Origin of the sequence: Streptomyces sp. WAC 04229 (assembly GCF_003947455.1) — a bacterium.
GTDB lineage: Bacteria > Actinomycetota > Actinomycetes > Streptomycetales > Streptomycetaceae > Streptomyces.
The window spans coordinates 1-4,883 of the sequence record NZ_QHJH01000311.1 but is presented as its reverse complement, the minus strand read 5'-3'; the positions used below and the strand labels follow the sequence as shown (position 1 = coordinate 4,883).

General features: G+C 67.6%; 4 protein-coding genes. 2 read left to right on the top strand and 2 right to left on the bottom strand.

All coding sequences use genetic code 11. The features are described 5' to 3' along the window. The first annotated feature begins 418 nt into the window (after positions 1 to 418). The gene (locus DMH12_RS37110; protein ID WP_185832762.1) at positions 419 to 1,234 is read left to right on the top strand and encodes a biotin/lipoyl-containing protein; all 816 of its coding nucleotides are present in this window, start codon (positions 419 to 421) and stop codon (positions 1,232 to 1,234) included. Between the two features lie 930 nt (positions 1,235 to 2,164). Beyond that, positions 2,165 to 3,406: a pyridoxal phosphate-dependent aminotransferase gene (locus tag DMH12_RS37100; RefSeq protein WP_125495681.1), complete on the top strand. Its 1,242-nt coding sequence runs from the start codon at positions 2,165 to 2,167 to the stop codon at positions 3,404 to 3,406. On the opposite strand, the gene DMH12_RS37095 is transcribed toward DMH12_RS37100, so the two are convergent. Together DMH12_RS37095 and DMH12_RS37090 are read right to left on the bottom strand one after the other, a co-directional pair. Beyond that, positions 3,351 to 3,902 (bottom strand): Uma2 family endonuclease, encoded by a 552-nt coding sequence (locus DMH12_RS37095; RefSeq protein WP_125495680.1) that lies wholly within the window; start codon positions 3,900 to 3,902, stop codon positions 3,351 to 3,353. The two genes, DMH12_RS37100 and DMH12_RS37095, sit on opposite strands and share 56 nt — an antisense overlap. 286 nt (positions 3,903 to 4,188) lie before the next feature. Then, a complete protein-coding gene (locus DMH12_RS37090; protein WP_122616738.1) occupies positions 4,189 to 4,725 on the bottom strand; it encodes a YbjN domain-containing protein in 537 nt (178 codons plus the stop codon). Positions 4,726 to 4,883: the final 158 nt, after the last annotated feature.

The following is a 4,883-nucleotide window of genomic DNA, read 5'->3' as shown; positions in this document are numbered from 1 at the left end:
CACTCCGCCCCAACAGTCACACCTCAGGACTCATCGACTCCAGCCGCACCGGCTGCCCCTTTCGCATCGCATCCTCACCCACCGAGAATCCATCCATAAACAGGCAAGACAGATGAAAACGACCTCTTAGAGGTCGTTCTCTATCCGAACCTCGTGTGTGGGTCTCGCTGGTCAGGCATGAGATGGCCGCTGCTGCGGGCTCGCGAGCGGTTAGAGAACGGCCAGTGATCGGACCGCTGCGGGGCAGCCTCGCAGCTCTCCCGTCGGCCGTGCCAGGGGCCGTCGGAGTGAGGTCGCCACGATCAGGCTTGTCCCGCCAGGTAGGCGTAGGTCTGAGCACTACCCTCGTCTCTCGTTGTCACGGCTCGCGGGTGCCCTCGCGCTCACAGGCCGCTAGTGCCATGTGTGGAGGAAGCCGGTGGGAGATCCAACACCCGTTCTGGTTCCAGAGGTGCCATCGCCCGAGGGAGAGTGGGGGCAGGACCGCGTGCTCGTCTCCCGTGTTCATGTCACCGTGGGAGACCGGGTGGCAAGCGGACAGCCGTTGGCGGACCTGGAGACCGACAAGGTCTCGCTCGAGCTGGCCTCCCCGGTCTCGGGCGTGGTGAGCGACGTCAGAGTCAGGTGGGACGACACGGTCCCCCTCGGGGCCGTCCTGGTGATCATCGACACTGGCGCCTCTCCCACCCCGGCCGACACGGGGATTACCCTCCGGGTCCCGAATGCCCCTGGTCGCGGGGCGGAATGGGGGCATGACCGTGTGACGGTCGCTGAAGTGCACGTCTCCGCGGGTAGTCGTGTGGAACGCGGTCAGCCCGTAGTAGCGGTCAGTACCTCAAGGACAGTGCAGGGTGGAAACCTTCTCGTCACGCTGCAGATGACCTCCCTCACGCGAGGAAGCGTCGGCCGCGTCAGGGCAGCCGTTGGTTCGACCATGGCGGTCGGCTCGGTCCTGCTGTTCATCGAACCCGAACTACCTCTGACATCGGCTGTGGTTCCGCAGGCACCTTCGCCGGACGGTGAGTGGGGGCAGGACCAGGTGCTCGTCTCCCGTGTTCATGTCACCGTGGGAGACCGGGTGGCAAGCGGACAGCCGTTGGCGGACCTGGAGACCGACAAGGTCTCGCTTGAGCTGGCCTCCCCGGTCTCGGGCGTGGTGTGCGACCTGAAGGTCAGTCCGGACGCCACGGTGCCCGTAGGAGCCGTCCTGATGCTCATTGACGCCAACGCGTAACTGGCCGTTCTCCAACCGCTCGCGAGCCCGCAGCAGCGGCCATCCCGTGCCTGACCAGCGAGACCCACACACGAGGTTCGGAATGAGAACGACCCCTCAGGTGTTGGCGGCGCCATACTGCGGGACGTTGCCTTGTGGAAGCAGATATCCGATGCCGCGTGTCTGCGGCGACCTTCCTGCCAGCGTCGATGCGTCGGTGCGACCAGAGACCTCGAAGCCGATGCCCCCAGGCTGAAGAAGGCGCTCTGGAAGGTTTCGGTCCCGATGGCAGCCAGCCATTCGTCCATCACGTCGGACCTGAAGAACGGCCGACCGTCCCAGTACGCAAGACCCGCGTGCCCCAGCGCACCGACGGGGACATAGAAGTCCAGCCAGTCGCGGCTTTCATCACCGCCGCGGACCGCCACACAACCGCACACGACCAGTTGGCCCGTCGGCAGACGGACCTGACCATGGAGTGGCCGAATCCGGTCAGTGAGCCAAGCGTGCACGGCACGGGATCCTGCTCCTCAGGTTCACGGTCTCTCTGCCCGAAGCAGCGGTGAACGTCGGCGGCGGACCACAGAGAAATCAGGACGGCCTGAAGCTGGGCATCATCACTCGATCCGACCTCTATGGCCAGCTCGTACTAGCCATCGGACCAGTTGGTCTGATCCCGAAAGGCGGCAGGACTCGTCATGGCGTGATCATGCGACAGAGCCCACCCCAATCCCACCCGCATTCAAGCGCGCGGCCGGGCCAATTGAGATGACCTCTTAGGTGAGTCCCGGGCCGTCCCTGGGCCGTGCGAGGGGGGGTCCACGTCGACCGACGATGACAGACGTCGACTGACCACGCGCAGGTCAGAGGGGGTGCCCGGAACATCGGCGCAGGTGGCCACCGCCGAAGGTGAGTTGAGGAAGTCCAGAGCTTCGGCGCAGGATGACCGCCATGACCTCCATGAGCTCCAGCGCCCGCCCCCTTCTGAACCGCCGGCTGGCGGAGTTCGGAACGACGATCTTCGCCGAGATGTCCGCCCTGGCCGTGCGGACCGGCGCGATCAACCTGGGCCAGGGATTCCCGGACACCGACGGCCCCGAGGAGGTCCGGGAGGCCGCCGTACGGGCCCTGCGCGACGGGCACGGCAACCAGTACCCGCCGGGCCCCGGCGTCCCCGAACTGCGCGCCGCCGTCGCCGGCCACCAGCAGCGGCGCTACGGCCTGTCCTTCGACCCGGACACCGAGGTCCTGGTCACGGCCGGTGCCACCGAGGCCATTGCCGCCTCCCTGCTGGCGCTGCTCGAGCCCGGCGACGAGGTGATCGCGCTGGAGCCGTACTACGACTCGTACGCGGCCTGCATCGCGATGGCGGGCGGCACCCGCGTGCCGGTGACCCTGCGCCCGCACACCACCGACGAGGGTGCCGTCTTCCGCCTGGACCTCGACGAGCTGCGCGACGCGGTCACCGACCGCACTCGGCTGCTGCTGCTGAACACCCCGCACAACCCGACGGGCACGGTCCTGAACCGCGCCGAACTGGCCGCGATCGCCGAGCTGGCCGTGGAGCGGGACCTGCTGGTGGTGACCGACGAGGTGTACGAGCACCTGGTCTTCGACACCGCCGAGCACATCCCGCTGGCGACCTTCCCGGGGATGCGCGAGCGCACGGTGACCATCGGGTCGGCCGGCAAGACGTTCTCCTTCACCGGCTGGAAGGTCGGCTGGGTCACCGCGGCGCCGGCCCTGGTCACGGCGGTCCGCTCGGCCAAGCAGTACCTGACGTACGTGGCCTCCGGCCCCTTCCAGTACGCGGTCGCCGAGGCGCTGCGCCTGCCGGACTCGTATTTCGACGACTTCCGCGCAGACATGCGGGCCAAGCGCGGGCTGCTCGCGGACGGTCTGGAGCAAGCGGGCTTCAAGGTGTTCCGGCCGGCGGGCACCTACTTCGTCACCACCGACATCCGCCCTCTCGGTGAGAGCGACGGCTTCGCCTTCTGCCGCTCGCTGCCGGAGCGTTGCGGGGTGGTCGCCATTCCGAACGCGGTCTTCTACGACCACCGCGAACAGGGCGCGCCCTTCGTCCGGTTCGCGTTCTGCAAGCGGACAGAGGTGCTGGAGGAGGCCACGGACCGGCTCGTCAGCGGGCGTCCGCCTCGGGCTCCGGCAACGGGAGTTCGTCGAGGTCGAGGGTGAAGGTGCGGCCATCGGCCAGGGGGATGGGGAGCTTGCCCGTGCGGTACTTGTGGGTGTGGGCCGCGATGTAACCGGTAGCGGTCGGCCGGGTGTGGAGGACGACTTCCTGGGCGTAGGGGTCCACGACCAGGTAGACGGGGATGCCGTAGCGGCCGTACTTGGCCGTGCAGTCGTCGTAGTCCTTACGCGCGGAGGAAGTCGAGACGACCTCGGAGATCAGCAGGACGTCCTCGAAGCTGTAGCGCTTGCCCTCCTTGCGTGCGTCCTCGCGCAAGATCGCCAGATCGGGGGCCGAGTTCTCGTCGGCGGGGAAGTCGATGTAGACGTCGGAGGTGACCTTCGCGTGACGGCCGAGAGCGAGAGAGTCGATCTGCATCGACCTGATGGTGCTGGAGTGCTCTTCGCTCTGCGGAGTCATGATCACCTTTCCGTCAGCTCCGAACAGGACCGTGTACCCCTTGGGGAACTCGGTGTGCACGATCGCGTCGACGCTCATGGACGGCTCCTTCCCGTATGTGGTCAGAATACGACGGACAGTGCGGTGTCACCGGGCCCTGCGCTGCGTCGGCAGACCGGTTCGGGCGAGCTGCACGGCAGGCTCACCGGTGGTGCCGGAGGTCCGCGTCGGATCCTGTCGCACGACAAGCGAGTGGGTGGGCCGACGAGGTGTCGGGGGAGTGGGCCGCGGTGGGGCGACGGGCCGGGTCAGGTCAGGTCAGGTCAGGACATGAAGAGCCCGGCCCCCTTACTGCCGGGACCGGGCTCGCCGCACGTGGGGCGGACTACTCGCCGTCCTCGTCGGTCGGCTTCTCCGCCTCGTTGACCTCCTGCTCCAGGCCGAGCTGCTCCACGAGCCACCGGTCGAACTCGATGGCGGCCCGCACCCAGCTGACCGTCGAGGAGACGAAGTGCTCCAGGCTGACGCCCATGCCGATCAGCATCTGCGCCTCGCCGATCAGGCGGACGGTGCCGTCGTCGTGGGTGTGGGAGTACACCTTGGGCCACAGGGTGCGCCGGTTCCAGTCGTCGACCGACTCGAGAAGCTGCGGCTTCTCGTCGATCTGGTGGGGCCGGTCGTAGAACGTCCGCACCGAGAAGACCTGCTGGTCACCCTCGCCGCGGAACATGAAGTACGTACGGAACTGCTCCCACGGCGCCGCGAGGTCGCCCTCGTCGTCGACGACGTACTTCAGCTCCATCTGTTCGAGGAGCTGCTTCACAAGATCCTGATCCGGGACGACGGGGCCCGCCGGTCCTTGGGGCTGCGGCTCGGGCTGCTTGCCCCCGAAGTTCGGAATCGAGGACGGGTCGATGGTCACCGTGAATTTCCCTTCGTACGGATCTGGCCATCCTCCCCCATGCGGGGAGGGGCGTGGCAAGCCCGCCGGGAGCCTGTCAGCCCTGGGCTGACATGATCCGGCCGGTCGGGTGGATGTCCGACGGACGGAGGCGGGGGCGATGGCGCGCACACCGAGGG

Excerpts from the sequence above, each read along its gene's own strand:
- DMH12_RS37100 (WP_125495681.1), top strand. The coding sequence starts at position 2,165 with ATGACCTCCATGAGCTCCAGCGCCCGCCCCCTTCTGAACCGCCGGCTG.
- DMH12_RS37095 (WP_125495680.1), bottom strand. The coding sequence starts at position 3,902 with ATGAGCGTCGACGCGATCGTGCACACCGAGTTCCCCAAGGGGTACACG.